This is a genomic window from Pseudogemmobacter hezensis, assembly GCF_013155295.1.
Lineage (GTDB): Bacteria > Pseudomonadota > Alphaproteobacteria > Rhodobacterales > Rhodobacteraceae > Pseudogemmobacter > Pseudogemmobacter hezensis.
Genome location: NZ_JABJXT010000013.1, coordinates 93,596 through 114,743, shown reverse-complemented (window position 1 = coordinate 114,743; position 21,148 = coordinate 93,596). Strand labels below are relative to the sequence as shown.

16 protein-coding genes, 1 tRNA gene and 3 pseudogenes are annotated in these 21,148 nt (G+C 63.2%); 9 read left to right on the top strand and 11 right to left on the bottom strand.

Going from position 1 to position 21,148, the window contains the following annotated elements; translation table 11 throughout:
• Positions 1 to 73: 73 nt before the first annotated feature.
• From HOY34_RS14995 to HOY34_RS14975, 5 genes are all read left to right on the top strand, one after another.
• Complete coding sequence (locus tag HOY34_RS14995) at positions 74 to 823, top strand: GntR family transcriptional regulator (RefSeq protein WP_172364252.1); 750 nt, start codon at positions 74 to 76, stop codon at positions 821 to 823.
• A gap of 26 nt (positions 824 to 849) precedes the next feature.
• Positions 850 to 1,590 carry an SDR family NAD(P)-dependent oxidoreductase gene (locus HOY34_RS14990; RefSeq protein WP_172364250.1) on the top strand — a complete coding sequence of 247 codons (741 nt, stop codon included), beginning with the start codon at positions 850 to 852 and terminating at the stop codon, positions 1,588 to 1,590.
• An 86-nt stretch (positions 1,591 to 1,676) separates the two neighbouring features.
• Positions 1,677 to 3,164 carry a mannitol dehydrogenase family protein gene (locus tag HOY34_RS14985; protein ID WP_216654772.1) on the top strand — a complete coding sequence of 496 codons (1,488 nt, stop codon included), beginning with the start codon at positions 1,677 to 1,679 and terminating at the stop codon, positions 3,162 to 3,164.
• A 10-nt stretch (positions 3,165 to 3,174) separates the two neighbouring features.
• Complete coding sequence (gene uxuA / locus HOY34_RS14980; protein ID WP_172364248.1) at positions 3,175 to 4,371, top strand: mannonate dehydratase; 1,197 nt, start codon at positions 3,175 to 3,177, stop codon at positions 4,369 to 4,371.
• Complete coding sequence (locus HOY34_RS14975; RefSeq protein WP_172364246.1) at positions 4,368 to 5,354, top strand: aldo/keto reductase; 987 nt, start codon at positions 4,368 to 4,370, stop codon at positions 5,352 to 5,354. Before uxuA ends, HOY34_RS14975 begins: the two co-directional genes overlap by 4 nt.
• Before the next feature lie 41 nt (positions 5,355 to 5,395).
• Here the strand turns inward: HOY34_RS14975 and HOY34_RS14970 are convergent, their stop codons facing one another.
• A complete protein-coding gene (locus HOY34_RS14970) occupies positions 5,396 to 6,229 on the bottom strand; it encodes an amidohydrolase family protein (protein WP_172364244.1) in 834 nt (277 codons plus the stop codon).
• 222 nt (positions 6,230 to 6,451) lie between these two features.
• Between HOY34_RS14970 and HOY34_RS22440 the strand changes: the two are divergent.
• A pseudogene (locus HOY34_RS22440) lies at positions 6,452 to 6,565 on the top strand (IS110 family transposase); the annotation flags it as partial.
• Positions 6,564 to 6,775 (top strand): annotated as a pseudogene (locus HOY34_RS22165) (integrase core domain-containing protein); the annotation flags it as partial. The pseudogenes HOY34_RS22440 and HOY34_RS22165, both read left to right, overlap by 2 nt.
• 252 nt (positions 6,776 to 7,027) lie before the next feature.
• Here HOY34_RS22165 and HOY34_RS14960 read toward each other — a convergent pair.
• The 5 genes from HOY34_RS14960 to HOY34_RS14940 all read right to left on the bottom strand — a co-directional run bounded on the left by HOY34_RS14960 (position 7,028) and on the right by HOY34_RS14940 (position 10,722).
• Positions 7,028 to 7,381, bottom strand: a complete 354-nt coding sequence (locus HOY34_RS14960; protein ID WP_172364242.1) for a DUF1304 domain-containing protein — start codon at positions 7,379 to 7,381, stop codon at positions 7,028 to 7,030.
• A 27-nt stretch (positions 7,382 to 7,408) separates the two neighbouring features.
• The gene (locus tag HOY34_RS14955) at positions 7,409 to 8,386 is read right to left on the bottom strand and encodes a zinc-binding dehydrogenase (protein ID WP_172364240.1); all 978 of its coding nucleotides are present in this window, start codon (positions 8,384 to 8,386) and stop codon (positions 7,409 to 7,411) included.
• Positions 8,387 to 8,397: 11 nt separating this feature from the next.
• Positions 8,398 to 8,805, bottom strand: coding sequence for an organic hydroperoxide resistance protein (locus HOY34_RS14950; RefSeq protein ID WP_172364238.1), 408 nt, complete (start codon positions 8,803 to 8,805; stop codon positions 8,398 to 8,400).
• Positions 8,802 to 9,440, bottom strand: coding sequence for a TetR/AcrR family transcriptional regulator (locus tag HOY34_RS14945; protein WP_172364236.1), 639 nt, complete (start codon positions 9,438 to 9,440; stop codon positions 8,802 to 8,804). Before HOY34_RS14945 ends, HOY34_RS14950 begins: the two co-directional genes overlap by 4 nt.
• Positions 9,441 to 9,606: 166 nt before the next feature.
• Positions 9,607 to 10,722 carry an MFS transporter gene (locus HOY34_RS14940; protein WP_366926966.1) on the bottom strand — a complete coding sequence of 372 codons (1,116 nt, stop codon included), beginning with the start codon at positions 10,720 to 10,722 and terminating at the stop codon, positions 9,607 to 9,609.
• Positions 10,723 to 10,833: 111 nt separating this feature from the next.
• On the opposite strand from HOY34_RS14940, the pseudogene HOY34_RS14935 reads away from it, so the two are divergent.
• Together HOY34_RS14935 and HOY34_RS14930 are read left to right on the top strand one after the other, a co-directional pair.
• A pseudogene (locus HOY34_RS14935) lies at positions 10,834 to 11,669 on the top strand (IS5 family transposase).
• A gap of 826 nt (positions 11,670 to 12,495) precedes the next feature.
• Positions 12,496 to 12,569: transfer RNA gene (locus HOY34_RS14930), tRNA-Cys, on the top strand.
• A 62-nt stretch (positions 12,570 to 12,631) separates the two neighbouring features.
• On the opposite strand, the gene HOY34_RS22160 is transcribed toward HOY34_RS14930, so the two are convergent.
• From HOY34_RS22160 to HOY34_RS14910, 5 genes are all read right to left on the bottom strand, one after another.
• On the bottom strand, positions 12,632 to 13,120 hold the full coding sequence (locus HOY34_RS22160) for a tyrosine-type recombinase/integrase (RefSeq protein WP_301538905.1): 489 nt from the start codon (positions 13,118 to 13,120) through the stop codon (positions 12,632 to 12,634).
• A 15-nt stretch (positions 13,121 to 13,135) separates the two neighbouring features.
• Positions 13,136 to 13,759 (bottom strand): hypothetical protein, encoded by a 624-nt coding sequence (locus HOY34_RS22155; protein WP_253944480.1) that lies wholly within the window; start codon positions 13,757 to 13,759, stop codon positions 13,136 to 13,138.
• A gap of 379 nt (positions 13,760 to 14,138) precedes the next feature.
• Positions 14,139 to 14,483 carry a hypothetical protein gene (locus tag HOY34_RS14920; protein WP_172364233.1) on the bottom strand — a complete coding sequence of 115 codons (345 nt, stop codon included), beginning with the start codon at positions 14,481 to 14,483 and terminating at the stop codon, positions 14,139 to 14,141.
• 293 nt (positions 14,484 to 14,776) lie between these two features.
• Positions 14,777 to 15,631, bottom strand: a complete 855-nt coding sequence (locus tag HOY34_RS14915; RefSeq protein ID WP_172364231.1) for a phage major capsid protein — start codon at positions 15,629 to 15,631, stop codon at positions 14,777 to 14,779.
• 320 nt (positions 15,632 to 15,951) lie between these two features.
• Positions 15,952 to 20,670: a DUF3320 domain-containing protein gene (locus HOY34_RS14910; protein ID WP_172364229.1), complete on the bottom strand. Its 4,719-nt coding sequence runs from the start codon at positions 20,668 to 20,670 to the stop codon at positions 15,952 to 15,954.
• Positions 20,671 to 21,148: the final 478 nt, after the last annotated feature.

Here is a 21,148-nt window from a genome sequence, read left to right as displayed (position 1 = left end):
GCTGGACCCTAGTATGCTTGTATACAAGTCGCAAATGAAATTTGTAAGTGACGGAAAAAACAGGGAAACTTGCATGAAGCATCCTTCCGCCAGACCAGAATCGTCCGCCTGGGCCAACTCGGCCCTGGGGGAAACGGGGCTGGAACGGCTGGCTTTCACGCTTGATCGCCATCTCTCGGTCTCGGATCAGCTGCACAGCGTATTGCGTCGTGCCATTGTCGAGGTGCGGCTGCTGCCGGGCACGCCGATCAGCGAGAATTCCATTTGCCGCCAGTTTTCAGTCTCGCGTACGCCGGTGCGCACGGCGATCCAGCGCCTTGCCGAAGAGGGGCTGGTCGATGTCTTCCCCCAGCTTGGCAGCTTTGTTGCGCCGATCAGCCTGGCGGGGCTGCAGGACAGCCATTTCATTCGCCGCTCGCTTGAGGTCGCGCTTTTGCGTGAGGTCGCGCCGAAATGGACCCCCGAGATGAGCCGGGCCATGCGCGAGGCGGTGGCAGAGCAGGAACGGGTGATCGCGGGCAATGATCCCGACGGTTTCTTCCACGCCGATGAGGCCTTTCACCATCTGCTGGGCACCTTTGCCGGGCGCGAGGGGGTCTGGCAGGCGATCATGGCGGCCAAGGTCACGCTGACCCGGTTTCACCGCTACTGGGCCAAGCCCGAGCGGCTTCCCGATGTGATCCGCGAGCATCTGGCCGTGGTCGATGCCCTGGATCGCGGCGATGTGGCGGGCGCCGAGCAGGCGCTGACCACCCATCTCGACATGGTTTTCGTGATCTTCGGGCAGATGCCCGAGGATCAGCGCAGGAATTTGTCCCTGTAAGGGCAGGGATCAAAGGGAGATAATGTATGGAACTTCAGGGCAAGAACGCGCTGGTGACCGGGGCGGCAGGCGGGATTGGCAGTGCGATCCTGCGCGGGCTGATCGAGGCGGGCGCAACCGTAATCGCCTGCGACCGTGACGCGGCCGCGCTGGATCGTCTGGTGGCGGAATGCGGCCCGGCCTGCGTGCCGATGCTGGCGGATCTGGGCGATTCCGCAGCGCTGCAAACCCGGATCGCCGAAGTGCTGGCCCAGGTCGGCACCATAGACATTCTGGTGAACAATGCGGGCATCCTGTCGCCGAACAAACTGGCAGGCACCACGCTGGAAGAATGGCACAGGCTGATGGCGATCAACCTGGATGCCGCGCTTTTGCTGGTCCAGGCGGTGGTGCCGGGGATGAAGGCAAAGGCCTGGGGCCGTATCATCAATATCGCCTCTTACGCCTGGAAATCGGGCGGGCTGACGGCGGGCACCGGCTATTCGGTCTCTAAGGCGGCGCTGGTCGGGCTGACCTATTCCGCCGCCCGCGAGCTGACCGCGACCGGCATCACCTCGAATGCGATTGCCCCGGCCTATGTCGTCTCGCCGATGATCATGGAGCAGCTTTCGCAGGCAGACCGCGACCGCCAGCTGGCCGCGATCCCCGTGGGCCGCTTCTGCGAGCCCGAAGAGGTGGCCCATGCGGTGCGCTTCCTTGCGGCACCGCTGGCAGGTTTCATGACCGGCACCGTGATCGACATGAATGGCGGGCTGCAATTCGGCTAAGGCCGGACCGAACGCCCCCCTTTGCCATTCCGGCCAGCCGTGCAAATCCGCCACGGCTGGCCCAGCATGCATGAGAGTAAGCTGATATGACGGCCCCCAAAAATCCTCAGACCCGCCCGCGCCTGTCGATGGCAGGCCTTGCCGCCTTGCCAGAAGACATCATCCGCCCCGCCTATGACCGCGCCGCCGTGACACCCGGCATCGTGCATCTTGGCATCGGCGCCTTTCACCGCGCGCATCAGGCGGTGTTCATCGACGATTGTCTCGGGCGGGGCGAAACCGGCTGGGGCATCATCGCCGCATCCCTGCGCAGCCGCGACACCCGCGACGCCATCGCCCCCCAGGACCAGCTTTACACCTATTGCGAGCGCAATGGCGAAAGCGAAAGCCTGCGGGTGATCGGCTCGATCCTGGAGACCATCGTCGCCCCCGAAGATCCCGCCCGCCTGATCGCGGCGCTCAGCGATCCGCGGGTGCGGATCGTGACGCTGACCGTCACCGAAAAGGGCTATCTGGCCAATCTGGCCGAGCGGCGGCTTTTGTCGGATCACCCCGATATCCGCCATGATCTGGAACACCCTGACCGGCCGAAAACCATCCACGGCTATCTGACCGCCGCGATCCGGGCCCGACGCGCCGCAGGCGCGGTGCCGCTGACGCTTTTGTCCTGTGACAACCTGCCCTCGAACGGGCCGGTGCTGAAGGCGCTGCTGGCGGAATTTGCCGCAAAAAGCGATGCGGATCTGGCCGATTACATCCGCGAGACCATCGCCGCGCCCTGCGTGATGGTGGATCGCATCGTGCCCGCCACCACCGATGAGGACCGCGCCGCGATCACCGGGGCGCTCCAGGCCGAGGATGCCTGGCCCGTGGTGGCCGAACCCTATTTCCGCTGGGTGATCGAGGACGAGTTTCCCCATGGCCGCCCCGCCATCGAGCTTTCGGGCGCCGAGATCGTCACCGATGTCGAACCCTATGAGCATATGAAACTGCGGATGCTGAATGGCGCGCATACCGCGATTGCGGCGATCGGCCAGATCACCGGCCTTGCCACCGTGGCCGATGTCTTTGCCGAGCCGCGCTTTCGCCGCTTTATCGACCGCTACTGGCAAGAGGTAGACCCCGCCCTTTCCCCCCAGGTGGACGGGCCCACCTATGTCGCCGGGCTGCGTCAGCGTTTCGCCAACCCCTCGCTGAAACACAAGGCGGTGCAGATCGCCTCTGACGCCTCGCAAAAGGTGCCGCAGCGCATTCTGGCCCCCCTGCGCGAGCTTTTCGCGGCAGGAAAACCCTCGGATGCGGTGTTTCTGGCGCTGGCGCTCTGGATCCGCTCCTGTGCGGCGCATTCTGAGGCCGGCGAGGCGATCACCATCCATGACCCGGCCTTCAACGCCTGGGAGGCCCCCGATCAGACCGCCCTGCCCGCCGAGGCGGTGGTCGCGCAGTTCCTGACATTCGAGCGGGTCTTTGGCCCCGAGGGCGCGGCAGACCCCGCTTTCACGGCGGCGCTGACCGCCGCATATCGCAGCCTTAGCGAAGATGGCGTGGCCGGCGCCATCGACCGGATCCTGTAAGGAGATCACCATGAAAGAGACCTGGCGCTGGTATGGCGAGCCAGACCCGATCACCCTGGAACATGTGCGCCAGACCGGCGCGACCGGGGTTGTCACCGCGCTGCATGAGGTGCCCGACGGCACCTCATGGACGGCTGAGGACATCGCCACCCGTAAGGGCCTGATCGAGAAAGCGGGCCTCGAATGGACCGTCTGCGAGTCGATCCCGATGGAGCAATGCGTCAAGCGCGGCGACAGCGATGCGCCCTCCGCCATTGGCCGCTGGAAAGACACCCTGGCCAATCTTGGCCGCGCCGGGATCCCGGTTGTTTGCTACAACTTCATGCCCGTGGTTGACTGGACCCGCACCGATCTGCGCTGGCGCACGGCACGCGGCACCGGCCTTGCGCTGCGGTTCGAAATGGTCGATTTCATCGCCTATGACGTCTTTATCCTGGGCCGCGCCAATGCGGCGGATAACTATGACGCGGGCCTGGTGGCAAAGGCGGAAATCGCTTTCAAAGCCATGACCGAGGCGGAAAAGCTGGCGCTTGAGACGAATATCATCGCCGGTCTGCCGGGTGGTGCGCTGGTGCAAAGCCGCGCCTCGATCGCGGCGCTGATCGCGTCTTACCAGGGCATTGGACATGCCGAAATGCAGGCCAATCTGCTGACCTTCCTGAAAGAGGTGATCCCGGTCGCCGAGGACTTCGGCATCCGCCTTGGCATTCACCCCGATGACCCGCCCTTCTCGCTGTTCGGATTGCCGCGTGTGGTCTCGACGCCCCAGGATGTGCGCAATATCCTGGCGGTCTCGGACAGCCCCATGCATGGGATCACGCTTTGCACCGGATCCTATGGCTCGCGGGCCGACAATGACCTGACCGCCATGGCGCAGGAATTTGCCCATCGCGTCAATTTCGCCCATCTGCGCAATGTCACGGTCGAGGATGATGGTTCGTTCTTCGAGGATGACCATCTCGATGGCGGCACCGACATGGTCGCGGTGATCGAGGCGCTTTTGCGCGCCGAACGCGCGGCCCAGGCCAAAGGCAGCACTTTCGCGGTGCCCCTGCGATCGGATCACGGGCATTTGCTGGGCGAGGATATCGGCAGGAAAACCAATCCGGGCTATTCCTATATCGGGCGGCTCAAGGGGCTGGCCGAATTGCGCGGCGCAATCCGCGCCCTGACCCGCCAGCTGGACAAAGAAGAGGCCACAGCATGAAAACCCGCGAACTCGGCAAGACCGGACTGCAGCTGACGGAATTCTCGTTCGGCGCCGCCGGCATCGGCAACCTCTACCGCGAGATCCCGCGCGAGGATGCGATGGCCACCCTTGATACCGCCTGGGCGGGCGGCATCCGCTATTTCGACACCGCGCCCCATTACGGCCACGGCCTGTCAGAGCGACGCCTTGGCGATTACCTGCGCAGCAAGCCGCAGGCGGATTACGTGATCTCGACCAAGGTCGGGCGGCTTCTGAAGCCGGTGCCCTATGATCAGATCCCCGATCAGGGCTTTGTCAATCCGCTGCCCTTCGCCCAGGTGCATGACTACAGCTATGACGGCATCATGCGCTCTTATGAGGACAGTCTGCAGCGGCTGGGCCTGAACAGCATCGATATCCTTTATATCCACGATCTTGAGACCGCGACGCTGGGGGCCGAGGCCTATGCCGCCCATTTCCGCAGCTTCCTTGATGGCGGCGCAAAGGCGCTGGATCAGCTGAAATCCTCGGGCGCGATCAAAGCGGTCGGGCTGGGCGTCAACGAAGTGCCCGCCTGCCTTGCGATGCTGGATCATTTCCCGCTGGACGGGATCCTGCTGGCCGGGCGCTACAGCCTGCTGGACCGCGCGGCCGAGGCCGAGCTGCTGGCGCGTTGTCAGGCTCTGGGCACCAGCCTGGTGATCGGGGGGGTGTTCAATTCGGGCATTCTCGCCACCGGCGCAAAACCGGGTGCGACCTTCAACTATACCGAGGCCTCGCCCGAGGTGATGGCACGGGTCGCCGCGATGGAGGCCCTGGTCCAGGCCGCGGGCGTCAGCCTTGCCGCCGCCGCGCTGCATTTCCCGCTGGCGCTGGATCTGACGGCCAGCGTGCTGATCGGCACCGCGAAACCCTCAAGCCTGCAGCGCAATATCGATGTCTTCGACACCGTGCTGCCCGACGGCCTGCTGGAGAGGCTGGACGCCCTGGCGATCCGCTGAAACAAAAGCCCCCCGGTTTTATGAACCGGGGGGCTTTTTTGTCAGGCGACTGACCAGATCCGCCGGGCATTCGCCTGGAATACCGCGCGGCGCTCGCTGTCTGTGCAGCGCGCCAGCAAGGCCTGGCTGGCGGCCACCCATTCCGCAAGGCTGGAATGGTTCGTGCAGACCGGGCTGTCCGATCCCCAGACCAGGCGCTCTGGGCCGAAGCAATCCAGCACGTGATCGACATAGGGTTGCAGATCGGCCAGCACCCAATCCGGCCCGCCATAGGCACAAATCCCTGAAAGCTTGATATTGACATGCGGGCGTGCGGCCAGGCTGCGGATATCTGCGGCCCAGGCGTCAAACTCACGGTCTGCGATGCGGGGATTGCCGCAGTGGTCGATGATAAAGCAGGTATCCGGCGCGGCATCGACCAGATCCACCATCAGCGCCAGCTGACGCGCCAGCGCACAGATGTCGAAAGGCAGGCCCGCCGCACCAAGCGCGCGGATGTTCTGGCGAAAGACCGGCCTGGTGCTCAGCTCATCGGGGGATTCATGCAAGATCCGCCGGATACCGCGCACCACCTTGCGGTCAACCCGCTCCAGCCAGGGGGCGAAGTCGGGGCTTTCGGGGCGGGCAGCACTGATCGCACCCCGGATCAGACTGTCGGGCCGGGCCATCAGCTCGCGGATGAAATCCGTCTCGGCGTCGATATCTTCGGGCGCGACATCCACCTCCATATGCAGCACATCGGTGATGCCGATGCGCCGGGCGCTGGCCTCATAGTCCTCATAGCTCCAGTCGCGCGCAAGCGGCCCAGCCCCGGCCAGCCAAGGATAGCGAAGGCGGCTTCGGTCCACGAGATGCAGATGGGTGTCAAAGATCATGGGGCCTCCTGAAAGGTGGGATAACAGGGTAGCAGACCTGCCACAATCCAGACAGCGCAGCCCGGGTTTCCCGGCGCCGCACGACGGAGGTATTCCTGCCGCGTGAGCAGATCAGTTCGGGATGCCGGCGGCAAGGTCCATATGGCCCTGATGATGTGACCACCCCCTGACGGCATCGGTGTGCCAGGGCGGGTCTGCGAGGATCCACACAGGAAAGCGGTCGTGTCCGGGATTAACACCGTCGGGCTGGATCTGCCGAAGACTGTGTTCCAGGCGCATGGTGCCAACGCCTCCGGGCAAGCTGTGCTGCGCAAGAAGCTGAGGCGGGATCAACTGGCGTGACAACCTCTTCGTTGAACGCCTGTGGCGGGTCGTCAAATACGAGGAGGCCTGCCTGCGGGCCTGTGCAGCGTGCCCGAGGCCCGCGCCGGGATCGGGCGGTATCTGAACCTCTGCAACACCCGCCGTCCGCATTCGTCGCTTGGCGGGAAAGCCTTCGATCAGGCCTGGTTCAGCCAGCCAATGCCCGAAGCGGCAGCGGCATAACTGAGGCGGAAATCCACCTGGAAAACGCCCAGGGTATGGTCAGATCAATCGAGCCACCTCAGTTGCAGTGCCGACAGTCGGTTTACGCCCGTTGTGACGTTCCTGATGATGCTGTCACGTCTGACCCTCTCGTCAACTCGTCAGGGCTCGCAGGTCATTGGCCAGGCCGTTGCTCTGCACGGCACGCCCTTCTGAACGACTTTTCCTGCGGAGAGCTGTGGCATCGGGCCTATGGAATTACGGTTCTGACTTTCACCAACCTGTTTGCAGCGCAGTCAGCGCGACAAGCGCCGGCAGGGTCTGGACGAACAGGATCTTGCGGCTGGAGGTGACGGCGCCAAAGAGGCCCGCCACCGCCACGCAGATCAGAAAGAACAGCCTGAAGGCATCGCCCGTCTCGCCCATCACCAGCCCGGTGATCAGCCCCGCCGCCAGAAAGCCGTTGTAAAGCCCCTGATTGGCGGCCAGCGCCCGGGTGGCGCTGGCAAATTCGGGCTTCAGACCAAAGGCGCGCAGCCCCGCGGGCTTGTCCCACAGGAACATCTCGAGCACGAGGATATAGAGATGCAGCGCCGCAATCAGGGCGATCAGTATATCGGCGATCATCGGTCCGTCCTTTCCCCCGGCGCCCGTTCAGGGGCGCAGCAGCACCTTGCCGGCCTTGCCCGGCGCCAGCGAAGCCTGAACCGCATCGCCGATCCGGTCCAGCCCGAAGACGCTCTCGACCGGAAGTTTCAGCGCGCCGCCTGCAACCAGCCGCAGCAGCTCGCCGATCAGTGCGGCGCGCCTCTGGGCGGGCATCGCGGCGCTGACCCTGGCGCCCCAGAAGCCCTTAACCGTCGCCTGTTTGAAAATCACCTCGCCCGAGGGGATCTGCATCGGCTCACCCGCCATGGTCCCGAACGAGACCAGCGTGCCATTCTCGCCCAGCAGACCCATCAGATCGCGGCTGGCGCTGCCGCCGATGGAATCGACCGCTGCGCGGATCGGGGCGGCTCCGGTCAGCGCGCGGACCCGGTCCTGCCAGCCGTCCGATGCGGTCGAGACGGTGTTGGCTATGCCCAGTGCGGCCATTTCGGCAATGCCCGCATCGCGACGCACGAGGTTCACCACATTGACGCCGCGCCCGGCCGCCAGCATCGCCAGCGTCTTGCCGACCGCGCCATTGGCGGTGTTCTGGATGATCCAGTCCCCCTCCGACACCTGCAGGAAGTCCAGCAGGGAGAGCGCGCTGAACGGCATGGCGATCAGCTGGGCTGCGGCCTCGTCGGAAATGGCCTCGGGGACTGGCACCAGGCCATTGGCGGGCGCCAGGAAATACTCGGCCCAGGTGCCATGTACCGAGGCGACGGCGACCCGCTGGCCAAGGGTAATGCCGCTGACATCGGGGCCAAGCGCCTCGACCGTGCCCACCGCCTCGCTGCCGCCGATCGCCGGCAGCCCGGGCTTGTAGCCATAGCTGCCGCGCACGGTCCAGAGATCGTGATTGTGGATCGGCGCGAGGATGGTTTTGATCCGCACCTGGCCGGGTCCCGGCTCGGGTCGTGGGGCGTCGCCAAGGGCAAGAACCCCGGCCGGATCGCCGAACACGTTATGGATGGCACTGCGCATGGGGGGCTCCTTCACAGGGCGGTGACATGCAGGCGCACGTCGATATTGCCACGGGTGGCATTGGAATAGGGGCAGACCTGATGTGTCGCCTCGATCAGTGCGCGGGCCTCGGCCTCGGTGACGCCACGGGTTTCGACATGGATGTCGATGTCCAGCGCATAGCCGCCCTCGGGGCGCTGGCCGATGCCGACCTCGACCGAAGTCTTGCCGGTGACCTTGAGCTTGCGCTGCTGGGCGATCATGGCAAAGGCGCTGTCGAAACAGGCGGCGTAGCCAAGCGCGAACAGCTGCTCCGGGTTGACCCCGGTCTGGCCCGCACCGGGAGGGGTCAGGTCGAAGCCGAGGCTGCCGTCGTCAAGCTCGGTATGGCCCGAGCGGCCCCCGGTGGCGGTGGCGCGGGTTTTATAGAAGATTTTCATGGCATTGCTCCTGGGTCAGGGCTGGCCGGGCAGGCCAGCAGGGTTTCGGTGGCAGAAAGCGCAGCCGCCATGGGCGCCGGGCTTCGGCTCAGCCTGGCCAGCAGCGCGGCTCCCAGCCACATCTGGTAGATCACCTGTGCCAGCCGTGCTGCATCGGCACCTTCGGGCAGCGATCCGTCGTCGCGCCCCTCGATGATCAGCGCCGCGGTGCGGTTGATCAGACGGGTAACGCCGCCCTGAAGGACCAGCCGCATGTCTTCGGACAAATCGGCCACCTCGGCCGAAAGTTTGACCACCAGACAGCCCTCGGCCCAGCCGGGGCAGGACGGATCCCCGGGATCGCTGATCCAGGCCCGGAAGTAGCGCATCAGCCGATCATGGCCAGTGCCCGGAGTGGCCAGCAGCTGCGTCAGCCGATCAGAATAGGTCTCGACGTAATGGTGCAGCAGCGTGGTCCCGAACGCCTCTTTTGAAGCGAAGTAATGGTAGAAAGAGCCTTTTGGCACGCCCGAGTTCGCAAGGATTTCCTGCAGGCCAAGGCCGGAAAAGCCCTTGTGCAGAACCAGCGCATGGCCGGTTTCGAGAATGTGGCGCCGCGTTGCCGTGGCCTTCGGGGTGAGAGTCGTCTGCGTCATGATATAAAAATAGACCAGTCGTCTACTTGTTCAAGCCCCTGCGCGCGCTTTCAGTGAATTCGAGTGGCCGCTTGTCCTGTCTGTGGGGAACCCGGGCCGGTCTGCAGGCAGTCCAACGCCAGCGAACAGCGCCGACCTTCGCGGGAATCCGCAGCGACAGCGAAGCCTAGCGGGACCGGAATGCCAGTACTGCACTCAGCAGCAGCATCGCCGTCACCATCAGGCAGACCCCCATCCAATCGGCGCGTTGCCAGACCTGGCCGCCGAGCGATCCGGCGACACTGGCACCGAGGTAGAAGAAGATCTGATAGAGTGCGGTGGCCTGGGCCCGTGCCTGTCGGGCCGAGCGGCCGATCCAGCCGCTTACCACCGCATGGGCCGCGAAAAATCCGCAAATGAAGACCGCCACACCCAGAATGGCCGGTACGACCTGATCGACTACCGTCAGGCCTACGCCGAGGGCAGCCACGCCAAGGGCCCCGATCAGGACCCTGCGCGATCCGAGCCGGTCGACAAGTGCCCCGACGCGGGCCGATGTGACGGTGGAAAGCAGATAGACGAGGCTCAGCCACCCCACCGCAGATTGGCTGAGCGCAATCGGCTCGCGCATCAGATGAAAGCTGATGTAATTGAAAAAGGCAACGAAGCTGCCCATGATCAAAAATCCGGTCAGGAACAGCCGCAGCAGCAGCGGATTGCCCAGATGCAGCGCATAGCCGGAAATCGCATTGCCCAGCGACAATCGGCGCGGCTCGAAATGCCGCGAGGGCGGCAGCAACCGCCAGACAAGCACTGCGCCGAGCAGTGTCATCGCCCCCAGCCCTGCCACCGCCTCGCGCCAGATGTCGTAATCGGCCAATACCCCGACCGCCAGGCGTGACAGCATCCCTCCGAGTGAATTCCCCCCGATCATCAACCCCATCGCGAAACCGACCTCGCGCGGCTCGAATTCCTCGGTGAGATAGGTCATGTTGATCGCCGTGATCCCGCCAAGTACCAGCCCGAGGCCGCCGCGCAGCAGCAGGAAGGTCGTCCAGTCACTGGCAAAGGCCGAGGCGATGCTGAGCAGACCCGCCAGCAGCATAGAACCCGCCATGACGTTGCGGCGGCCCAGAGCATCCGAGATCGGCCCGGTGAAGATCAGGCCGACGGCGAGGGTGATGGTCGAGATCGAGACCGCAAGGCTGCTTTCGGCGGCGGTCACCCCGAAATCCGCCACAAGGGTCGGCAGGGCGGGCTGCAGGCAATAGAGCACGGCGAACGCCGAAAATCCCGAACCGATCAGGGCGATGCAGGCCCGTGTAAAGTTCGCCGTGCCGCGACGGATATAGGATCAGGCCCCATTGATTGTGCTGCTGTTCGGTGATTCAGCAGGTGTCAGGAGCCCCTTCTGATGAGCAATCTATTCTGGCTGACTGACGCGCAGATGGCGCGGCTCGAGCCGTTTTTCCCCACGAGCCATGGCCGTCCACGCGTCGATGATCGCCGTGTCTTGAGCGGCATAATCTTCATCAATCGCAATGGGTTGCGCTGGTGTGATGCCCCTCGCGAGTATGGTCCATCAAAGACGCTCTACAACCGCTGGAAGCGCTGGAGCCGGATGGGGGTGTTCACCCGAATAATGCACGGTCTGGCATCGGAGGCTGCCGACGAGAAGACCATCATGATCGATGTCGAGCCGGGGCAGCGCCACTGGTTCGAGCGCCCCGGCGAAGGGTACCTGAAAGCTCATCGCACGGCCTCCAGCCTGCGGGTGAAAAAGGGGGGCGTGGTCGCCTGATCGGTCGCACGAAGGATGGTATGAATACCAAGCTTCACGCCGTTGCCGATGCCCAAGGCCGCCCGATCAGCCTGTTTGTTACAGCCGGTCCGGTCAGCGACTACAGCGGAGCCGCTGCACAGCTCGCGCAGCTTTCCAAAGGCAGAGTGGATGCTGGCGGATCGGGGCTATCGAGCCGGTGACGCGCCACCGGTTCAAGCGAACCGGCGAGGGCCGATTGGTTCAGAGATGCGTTGAAAGACAAAGGCATAAGCACCTGCATCCCGGGGCGGAAAACCCGCAAAAAGAAAGTTCGATACGACAAGCGCCGCTAAAAACGCTGCAACCGCATCGAGATCATGTTCGGCAGGCTCAAGGACTGGCGACGAGTTGCAACCCGATACGACAGGTGCCCCATTGTCTTCCTCTCGGCCATAGCCCTCGCAGCAACCGTCCTCTTCTCGCTCTAAAGTTAATGAGGCTGGAGCCTAAGGCGCTTGAGGCTGCGCTACGCGATGCTCTCGCCCCATTTCCAGATAAGGGCAACTCCCCTTGGGCTTGTCGCGGGTTCAGTTTCAGCGGCGGACCCACGCCCGGGATGTGGCAGGCCACAATCGCGAAGCTGCCACCCGCGCATTGGCCGGGACAGAGGCGAACAAGCCCGCGACCGTTTCCGGGCAGAGACCAGGAGCGCCGCGCCTGGCAGAACCTCGCCAGGTGGAAGCGTAAGCCCAGATACATAACCCCACACACCGGCCTTCCCGGTGGGATGCGCTGGCAGGTGCTGACCCGCTCACATGCCAGATGTGTGGCGCTGCATCCCGCTGGGGTGACAGACGCGACATGGTAGCGGCCCACAAGACATCCGACAGGGGCAATGCCGTGCTGTTCTGGGACGCGGGCAACATCCAGCGTCTCTGTTAGGGGTTCCATGATGGGGACAGGCAGCGCGAGAAGCGGGCGATCCGATAGGGCGCTGCGCACCCGGTGCATGCGAAGCTGAATGGCCGATCAGAAAAAACCATCGACTGGCCCGCGATCAAAGCGGACTGGCGGAAATCCGATTGGAGTATCAGGCGAATATGCCAACAGCCTCTGCAACACGCGCAGGCAGCATTCGGAACCGGGCGACATCAGCCCCATGGAGTTCGAAGCCCGCGCTAAACCAGCTTAGCCCGTGGTCCACGAAACCAGCAGCAGCTCAATGAGCAGAACAGAGCCGAAGCGCGAAGGTGAAGGCTGCATTGATAATCGCTTGACGCGCGATCTGAAAATACCTAATGAAGCCAAGGCTCCGGCGGGTTGGCGGAGAGGTTACGCAGCGGATTGCAAATCCGTGAAGACCGGTTCGATTCCGGTACCCGCCTCCAAATCTTTTCAATCACTTAGCTGAAACGTGCGGCCTTTTCGGGGGCCCGTTTTACAGATCGTTTTACAATCCTGTTCCCGTTCTGGCCTTCTTGGCCGCCGTCAGGGCCTCAAGAACGGTATCGGACTCGTCGGGTGACAGGCGGGCATAATGCCCGATGACGTTCTGCGCATGGCGCAGCCCCCAGCCCATAAACCCCGCGATCTGCGCAAGGCTAAGGCCCGCGTTCAACAGCCGCGTGGCGGCCGTGCCTCGGGCATCCTGAAGCCGCAGCGTGTCCGACAGCTTGGCCTTGTCGCGCCACTGGCGGACGCCTTCTGATGCCCGGTGTTCGGTCAAGGGCTGGCCGTTGGCATTGGTCAGGATCAACAATCGGTCCTTCGGCGTAGCATCCAGAATGGCCGCCATACGGGGCAGCACCGGGATATGCGCCACCCGGCCGCGCTTGTTCGTCTTGATGCGGATGCGCCGCCCGCCCGGCGTCTCTTCGACATGGGCACGGTACAGCTTGATAAGATCGCCCGGCCGCAGCCCGGTTTCGCAGGCGGCCAGAAGGATGCGCGAGACCTATTCGGGCGCATGGGCGGTGAAGGTGGCAAGGTCAGCTTCGGTCCAGACCACCTCGGCCCGGTCGACTTTGTATGCCTTGGGCAAACGGTCGCAATGGTGTTCCGCGACCTTCCCGGCATCCCGCGCCCAATTCAGGATCAGCGTGACCACCGTTCCGGCATAGTCAAATTGCTTGGCCGAATGTGCCCACTGTTGCCGCCATTCGTTCACCTCGCCCCGCGAGGCTGGCTCTTCAAACATGGCGGCGGGATCGTCTTTGAACTCGGCCGAAGACAGATAGGCGTCCACCATCGCGGATGCCAGGTGGCACGTCTTAGGCTTGCCGGTTTCTCGCGCGGCCAGATAGGCCGTGAAGAACGCCGGATCAGTCGGGAAAGGATTGTCGTCCTTCCAGAAGCATGACTTCTTTTGATGGCGCAGGTTGAAGTAATAGCGCACCGCGTCGTCTGCCAGTTTCGCCCGGACCCGGTGTACCTCGGCGGGCAGTTTGTGTCCCCTATGTCGTACCACGCCGCGCCCTCCGCTGGGCCACGAGGCCACTTGCTGCCAAGCCAGAAGCGGTCGGATCGGCAGAAAGCCCTTGGGCTTCGTCCAACCTGCGGCGCACCAAGGCCGGATCATAGACGCCGCGCCGACCCGGAATCGGGTGAATTTTCATCAAGGCGCACCAATCGCGGAAAGCGCCGTTGACGCCGGAAAAGAGCATCTAGCGCGCAAGATCGTCGGCAGAGATCAGTTCAACCATGGGAACCCCCTTGCACGATTGCCAAGGACAGGCGCGGCCGCAGGGCCGCGCGGAGATTGATCGGATGGAGAGGCTCGCAGAGCGCAAAGGCTCTGATCACAGTGAATTGCACAACGGTTCCCTCCAGCGTTCTGGCTGTAAAAGGAACAATGCGAGATAAACCGCTTACCCCCGCTTAAGGGTTTCGAGGAAAACCGGGCCGATTTTCTGCTTTTCCGCTAACCGCGCGTTAACCGAAATAAGGTAGTGCGGCCGTTACCCTCGCATCTGATCCCGCGCGGCCAGCCACCGTGCCATCGCGGAGCGTATCGTGGCGCTGCCAAAGCCGGAAACGCGCCGCAGATCGGTCGCCATTTCCGCATAGATGCGGAGAGGCTGTCCAGCGGCTTCCGCAACGTGCAGACGCCCCAGCGAAGACGCCGAGTCGAAGCCCCGCCGCAGTGCATCGGGCGTCGTGCCGATCCGTGACGCCTCGACGGATAAATCAAACCAGCCCCGCACATCTTCAGCGTTTTCAATGTCGTCGTCGTCATCCATGAGAGGCACGGAACAATGCACCCCCATGGCAAACACGGCCAGCGCCAAGGTTTCGTTGGTCATACCAGGTGCCGCGAGCATTTCCTCCTCCTTATCAAATGGTTAGACAGCCCACCACAAGGCAGGTCCAACGTTCGCTCGACCAATCTTATCCGTCAACACGACATTTTCTTTCGAAGCGACTTTTCTTCAGAGGGGCGGCACGGATGAACCTGAACGGCCGCCCGGTCCCACCGTCGCAGGCGGAGAAGGCCGGAATGGGTAAGCGCGCCCCGTGAGGGACGCGCTTTTCGCTATTAGACCAACATCACCGTTACCCGTATCCGCTCACCGTGAAAGGGCGGGTGTAGCGTCGGTCAGGCGGTCACGGCGTCAGTAACCTTGGCGAAAGACTGGGGATGCCGGGTGGCAATATCCCACTCGGACCATGCGATCAGACGGACGCCCCCTTTGGCCGCTTCCGTCACATTGTCCACAACCAAGTCAATTCCGCCCCACTGTCCGATAATCAGGTCCGACCAGTTGCCGAAGATCAGCGTCGAGAGGCCGGTTCCGGTGCCCTTGGTGCCATTCGACGGCACCAGCGAGGAAAACGCGGCTTTGTAACCAGCGATCTGCCAGCCCGCCGTTGCGGTGTTCTGAAGGATCATGTCCACCGCCGCGTCTGCGGTCAGTTGCGACATAAGCGCGGCCTTCAGCTTGTGCGACATGAGCCAGCCGTAAGAGGTGCCGGACACGTTCTCGCCCTCAACCTCGGCCATGAGAGCGGCGATCTTCGGGAAGGCCAGCGCGGCACCATTGGTCCCCAAGGCCACGCTGCCAATGCCAGAGGTGGCAAGGATGCCACGGGGTTCCGGCGCGACACCGCTGCCGTTGACGGCTGCATCGTCCAGCGCCACGGCAATTGCTTTCCGAAGGTCCGCCTGAAGCAACGCGTCAATTCCGGGCAAACTCTGCTTCAGCACCTTGCGGCTGACTTGGGTGCGGGCCGCAAGCTGGTGCAGCGTAAGCGAAACCGAGTCGAACACGGGGTCGGATTCTGTCACAGCGCTGTTTTCAGCCACCCATTCGGCCGAGGGACCCGACACCATGCGCGGGATGCTGACGTTTTCAACAAGGCCCTGAAGCACGGTCGCGCCCAAGTTCATGACCTGCACCTCGGGGCGCAGCGCGTCGATGAACGACTCCCCGGCGTGATGGGTGCTCTTCATCGCTATGTTCGATCACGCTGATGAGTTGATCGCCGAAAAGCCCCCGCAGATAGGCCACATTGCGGGTGACCCATGTGCCATAGTCGGCACGCGCATCTGCCTCGGGGTTGATCTGCGTCGTCAGATGCGGGCGGAATGGGCAAGGCGGTCTATTCGGGCAGAGAGTTTGAAGAGGGCGAGGAGCTTGATGAGGAAGAAGTCTGATCCGTGAGGTGAGCGCGCACCTTGCGTGGGATCCTGAACGCGCTACAGGCCGAGGGCTCTTCGTGATCCGTCCGCCTGATTTCCGGACGGACCACGATGATATGCGGGTGCCGCCGCTATTCGGCCAAGATGATCGCCAGAATTGCGGCCGAAAGGTCAGGCCCCACGCGTTGGAAACCCAACAGCCGTGCCACAGCGCGCGTCATTTCCTCGGGCGGCATGAGGCCGCTTTCTGCCTTTATCCGTGCGGCGGCGGCCGCGATCTCCATCGGCGACAGGTATTCGGCTTTCAGGATGGCACCCGTTTCGGCCCGCCGATCACGGACGGGCGGCGTGGCAAGCTGCTCCTCGTTCAGCACAAACTCACCAACCCGACGCAGGCGATTGTCGCTACGCTTCTGTACGGCTTGCAGCGCGCGCATGGTGGTATCGACGATCCGCGCCCCGGTGCGCGTCTTTCCAAAGGCCGCGGTGATACGGCGGGCAAGCTCATCGACGTGGATCGGGCCTTCGATATCGACGATCCTGACAATCAGATCCCCGATCTGGCCCTGGGGTGCCTCATGTGGCTCAACGGAAGCGCGCACCGAAAGCTCGGCACGGATATAGGCGGGCGCTGTCAGCTCCAGATGCCCGATTTCGATCGCCTCGGGAGGGGCTTCGTCCTCCAAAACCGGCGCGATGAAGCCGCCGGTATTGGCACCTCGCACGGCAATCCCGTCCGCGCTCGCGTCCTTAGCTTCTGCCAGCGCATCGGCCAGGCGGCGGATTTCCTGCTCGCGGCGGTGGAACCAGTCCGTGCTCCAGATCCGGTGGAAGCTCCAGCCAAGGCCTTCCAGCACGTCCTGGCGCAACCGATCGCGCTCGCGCGCCCACAGGGCGGAGTGATAGGCCGCGCCATCGCATTCGACGGCCACAATGTACTGGCCCGGGCGATCCGGGTGGCGCACGCCGATATCGATGCGGAAACCTGCGGTTCCGACCTGAAGGTCGGCCTCATAACCGAGGCTCCGGATGACGCTGGCGACGTCCTCTTCAAAGGGGCTGTCGGCATCAAGGCAGGTGACAACCCGCTCTTCGATAACGCCGGTCTTTGCGAAATCGAGGAAGCGTTTAAGCACCCTTGGCCCCACACGCGTCGAACGGCTGGGATCGATATCGCCGGGATCAAACGAGGCAAAGACCTCGCAGCGCACCCTGGCGCGCGAGAAAAGCACGTTCAAGCGACGCTCGCCACCTTCGCCGTTGACCGGGCCGAAGGACATCGAGGTAAGTCGGCCATTCGGCTCTGTCGGGCCATATCCGACCGAGATCAGGATCACGTCACGCTCGTCGCCCTGGACGTTTTCGATGTTCTTCACGAAAACACCCTCAGAACGCCCTTCGCGCAGGAAGGCATCCAGGACCGCATCCTTGCGCCGCTCAAACTCAAGCGCCTCGGTCAGCGTATCGGATTGTGCCTTTGAAAACGCGACGATCCCGAGCGAGAGGTCAGGGCAGGTGCGGGCATGTTCGGCCACCGCTTTAACGACATGCTGGGCCTCGATCTTGTTGGTTCCTGCGCGCTCGGTCCCGGTTTTGCCCCTTGCATAAACCCCAGGAACACGGCGAAATTTCAGCCCATAGTTCGGGTCAAGCTGCAAAGGCGAAGGCGGCAGCACCAGGTTGTCGCCATAGAATTCGGCGTTCGAGACCCGGATCAGCGAAGGGTCGCGCGAACGGTAATGCCATTCCAGCATTCGCGAACGGAGACCACGCGCCTCGCAAAGCGACAGGATGCTCTCCATATCGGCGGCCGTGGCGCCGGCTGGCATATCCTCGTCCTCCTCTGCGTCATCGGCCTCGTCGACAAGGCGGTCGAAGAAGGAGGTCGGCGGAAGCTGTTTTTGGTCTCCGACCACGACGATCTGGCGCGCACGGGCGATGACGCCAAGCGCATCTTCGGGGCGGATCTGCGAGGCCTCGTCGATCACCAGAAGATCGAAGGTCAAGGTGCCTGGCGGCAGGAATTGGGCCACGGAAATCGGGCTCATCAGCATGACCGGCTTGATCCGCTGGACCATCGAGCCCGCGTTTTTCATCACCCAGCGGATCGGCTTGTGGCGGCTCTTGCGCCCGATCTCGCCGCGGATCACCCCCATTTCACCCATGCTGCCGCGCGGGATCTGCGCGAACTGGCGGGCAAGGATCAGGGATTGCGCGTCATTCAAGCGGGCGCGTTCCTTTGCCTGGAACATCCGCACCAACTCGTGACGATCAAGGCCCGCGAGGCGGCTAAGCTCCGGCTCTGCCTGGCGGGCGGCATTCCAGCGGGCCTCGGCACAGCCATAGGTGAATTCATCCACCGCTTTCTCAGCCTGAACCCTGCCATCCGCAACCGCGTCGATAACATCGCCGGCGCCTGCCTCAACCGTCTTGGCCATGGCACGGGCAAGCGCGGCCCAGTCGGAATAGCTGTAGCTTTCCGTGCGCATCTCATCGAAGGCCGCGGCCAGTTCAGCCAGATCGGCCTCAAGCAGATCGCCGCCAAGCTCTGCCTCAGCAAGGTTCAGCTTCAGCCTTGCGATTGGCTTCGCGGCCTTTGCCTCACAGTCACGGGCCTGGGTCGTGAGGGTTTGCGCAAGATCTGCGGGCGACTTGCTTGCAGCCAGGGCAGACAGTGCCTCCCCCGCAGAGACGAAACCTGCTGACTTCACCTGTTCCAGCCAGTCCGCCAGATTGGAAATTCCCGCAAAATCCGTGCGCTCGCCGCGCCAGTTTTCGCCGAGCGTCGCCTGCAGCCAGGCCTCGTCATCCGAAAGACGCCGTCTGAGGCCCTGAACAGATGCCAGCTGATCTATGAGATCCAGACGCTCGGATGCCGATTTCGGCAGCGGGTTACGCAACAAACCGGCAAGGGATGCAGATGCCTTTCGGTAAGGTCCAAAGAGGCGCGCCCAGAATGAGGATTGCCCGGCCGCAAGCGCGGAACGCAGGCTGCCCGTCTCGGTCGCCCATGCCTGATCGGCAAAGCGGGGCTCTGCCTCAGCGCGCGCTTGCGCCCAGTCGGCTCCAGCTGACAGCGCCTCTTTCAGGCGCGGCTGACCAACGCGTTCGAATAGGCTGTCCGTAACGCCATTGGCCGCAGCCTCCGGTGCGGATGCCAGAACCTCGAGCAGTTTCACAAGGTTGTCTATTGCCGAGAGTGTCAGTGGGGCTGGCCGTGCCAACTCTGCGCCGATGCGTCCGCCTTCGGTCAAAAGTGCGTTCAGAGCGGTGCTGGCCGCCGAGAGATCGCCCTCAAGCCGCAAAAGGTCGGTCGGCTGAAGGTCATAGTCCTGCACACCGCGGAAGGGATGGGCCTCGGGCGCGCCGATGACGGCCAATGCCTCGACAAACCGGCTGATCGACTGCGCCGCCGTGCGTCGCTGAGGTAGACTGAGCTTATCGAGATTATCCAATGGAATGGATGGCGGCTGCGCCCCCTTGCCGATCAGCCCGATGATCTCGGCCATCGCCCGGAACGGGGTATCGCCCGTTGGGCCTGATGGTGGGCCTGATGGCTTGTGCAGAAGATCCGAGATCCGGTTCAGCGCATCGCGGTCCTGGCGCAGAGCGTCTGCATCGGCGACATTTGGCACCGCGCTTGCGCTGGCCATAAGGGTCCGGCCCAGTTCCTGCGCGAGGGCCTTTTTGTTGGCGCTGCGTGAGTGCAGCTCGAGGCAGACATCGCGCAGGCCCGAGCGCACCAGCCGATGATGCACAACCGAAAGTGCGGCCATCTTCTCAGCCACGAAAAGCACGCTTTTGCCATCATGCGCGGCAGCCGCAATCAGGTTGGTAATGGTCTGCGACTTGCCGGTCCCGGGCGGTCCCTGAACCACGAGGTTCGATCCGCGCCTGACTTCTTCGATCACCTTGGTCTGCGAGGCATCGGCATCGACGACCTGAATGATATCCGCCGGATCAAGCAGCACATCAAGCTTGTCCTCGGGGCCGAATATCGATGTGCCACCGTCGAAACCTTCGGCCAGCAAGCCCGACAGAAGATCGTTTCCGGTCAACTCGCCGTCAGGCCACGACGCCGGGTCAAGATCCCGGTGCATCAAAAGCTTGGCAAACGAAAAGAACCCAAGCTGCATCCCGTCGGCATCCACAGCCCATCCGGACTGGCCGGAAACTGCATCCCTGACCTGCGCATAATAGGCCGAAGGCTTCCAATCCTCGCCTTCGTCGATATCGGGCAGGATGATCCCGAAATCCTGACGCAGCCGTTCCTGCAGCGGCAAATTGGTGGTGATATCGTCTTCGCGGGCGCGAATGTCATAGGTCGATGTGCGCTCATTTCGCACCAGTTCTACCGGCAAAAGCACCAAAGGCGCCTCGCGCCAGATATCAGAACTGCCGCTCTCGCGCCATTTCAGGAAACCAAGCGCCAGATAGAGGATGTTGAGGCCCTGTTCCTCCTCGGCCGTGCGGGCATCGCTGGCCAGCCGCAGCAGCCTGCGCGCCTGCGCCTCGGGCCCAAGCGGCGTTTCAAGGAACTGGTCGGTATAACGCTCCGGTCCCGCTGGGGCGTCGGTTTCGGCCTCTGTCGCCAGCAGCTCGAACTGGTCTTCGGCTTCAGCCTCGTCTTTGCGACGATCCCGACCTGTCGCCTTGAAGCGCATACGCTTGCCCTCATCGCGCAAGAGCGTAAAGACATCATCAGAGCGCTCGTTGATGATCCCAAGGCAATTGACGCGTTGGTTGGCCCGATTGACGTGGATGAGCCGATTTCGCGTCCCGGTCTCAAGCAGCTTGCGCCTTGCGGCATCCAGAATTTTCGTCGTCAATCGGTCTGAGCGGTCAGGCATGGTCAAAAATGTCTTTCGTATGGTCGCGCGGCCAGGGGGTCATAAAGATCCACGATGGTAAAAATGCGCCCACCTGGTGGCATTGCCGCATCTGACAACCTGTCGGTGTATCTTGGCAAGATCCGAGACAGGCTAAGTTGCGGGAATTCTGAAAGCGCTGGTTCGTGGCAACCCCTGAAACAAGTCCATCGACGCCTGAATATTGCCAATGCAGGCACTGCCAGACCTTCCGGTGCGGGGCAGCTCGCCACCCCTCCAGCCGCAACTGTCCCGGAACAGCGTCCAGAGATATGCCGTCTTGGTCTTGCCGGCCCGTGGATCGAGAATCGGGGCTGGATTTCACACATGAGCAGCCGTGCAGAGCGTCGTGAGAGGCCGCGATGCTGCACCCATGTACGAGGATCAAGTGACCTAGATCGACGCGGCCCCGGCCATCCATTTTGAAGCGAGGATCAGGCAGCGGGCGCTGCTTCGCGTG

What these genes read in the sequence shown, in the direction of transcription:
- HOY34_RS14995 (WP_172364252.1), top strand. Translation starts at nt 74, where the DNA reads ATGAAGCATCCTTCCGCCAGACCAGAATCGTCCGCCTGGGCCAACTCG.
- HOY34_RS14990 (WP_172364250.1), top strand. Translation starts at nt 850, where the DNA reads ATGGAACTTCAGGGCAAGAACGCGCTGGTGACCGGGGCGGCAGGCGGG.
- HOY34_RS14985 (WP_216654772.1), top strand. Translation starts at nt 1,677, where the DNA reads ATGACGGCCCCCAAAAATCCTCAGACCCGCCCGCGCCTGTCGATGGCA.
- uxuA (WP_172364248.1), top strand. Translation starts at nt 3,175, where the DNA reads ATGAAAGAGACCTGGCGCTGGTATGGCGAGCCAGACCCGATCACCCTG.
- HOY34_RS14975 (WP_172364246.1), top strand. Translation starts at nt 4,368, where the DNA reads ATGAAAACCCGCGAACTCGGCAAGACCGGACTGCAGCTGACGGAATTC.
- HOY34_RS14970 (WP_172364244.1), bottom strand. Translation starts at nt 6,229, where the DNA reads ATGATCTTTGACACCCATCTGCATCTCGTGGACCGAAGCCGCCTTCGC.
- HOY34_RS14960 (WP_172364242.1), bottom strand. Translation starts at nt 7,381, where the DNA reads ATGATCGCCGATATACTGATCGCCCTGATTGCGGCGCTGCATCTCTAT.
- HOY34_RS14955 (WP_172364240.1), bottom strand. Translation starts at nt 8,386, where the DNA reads ATGCGCAGTGCCATCCATAACGTGTTCGGCGATCCGGCCGGGGTTCTT.
- HOY34_RS14950 (WP_172364238.1), bottom strand. Translation starts at nt 8,805, where the DNA reads ATGAAAATCTTCTATAAAACCCGCGCCACCGCCACCGGGGGCCGCTCG.
- HOY34_RS14945 (WP_172364236.1), bottom strand. Translation starts at nt 9,440, where the DNA reads ATGACGCAGACGACTCTCACCCCGAAGGCCACGGCAACGCGGCGCCAC.
- HOY34_RS22155 (WP_253944480.1), bottom strand. Translation starts at nt 13,759, where the DNA reads ATGATCCGGCCTTGGTGCGCCGCAGGTTGGACGAAGCCCAAGGGCTTT.
- HOY34_RS14920 (WP_172364233.1), bottom strand. Translation starts at nt 14,483, where the DNA reads ATGACCAACGAAACCTTGGCGCTGGCCGTGTTTGCCATGGGGGTGCAT.
- HOY34_RS14915 (WP_172364231.1), bottom strand. Translation starts at nt 15,631, where the DNA reads ATGAAGAGCACCCATCACGCCGGGGAGTCGTTCATCGACGCGCTGCGC.
- HOY34_RS14910 (WP_172364229.1), bottom strand. Translation starts at nt 20,670, where the DNA reads ATGCCTGACCGCTCAGACCGATTGACGACGAAAATTCTGGATGCCGCA.